This is a genomic window from Pseudoalteromonas sp. S408 (assembly GCF_005886645.1).
GTDB lineage: Bacteria > Pseudomonadota > Gammaproteobacteria > Enterobacterales > Alteromonadaceae > Pseudoalteromonas.
Map to the genome: position 1 here is coordinate 1 of NZ_PNDY01000098.1, position 307 is coordinate 307.

At 42.0% G+C, this 307-nt stretch carries 1 protein-coding gene; it reads left to right on the forward strand.

Features of this window, described 5'->3' with window-relative positions; all coding sequences use genetic code 11:
• On the forward strand, positions 1 to 307 hold a 307-nt coding region (locus CWB62_RS18740), incomplete at both ends, for a hypothetical protein (protein ID WP_212747507.1).

Genomic DNA, 307 nt, shown 5'->3' on the forward strand with positions numbered 1-307 from the left:
ATTGAACATGAAATCAACAGTGAAGAACCTGAAGTTGAACAAGATGAGAGTACTTCATTAACAAATAGCATCGAAGATGAGCCAAAGATCGAGGACTTTCCAGAGTTTGATGAAGAAGCAGCGCTAGAAGCTGTTACTGATGAGCAGACTCTAGAAGCTCAAGATACGCCTATTCAAGAAGAGACAGTGCAGGAAGAAGTAGAATCTCCAAGCGAAGATGAACTAATTGCAGACAGCATCGAAGATGAGCTTGAAATTGAAGACTTCCCTGAGTTTGATGAAGATGCAGCGCTAGACGCTGTTACTG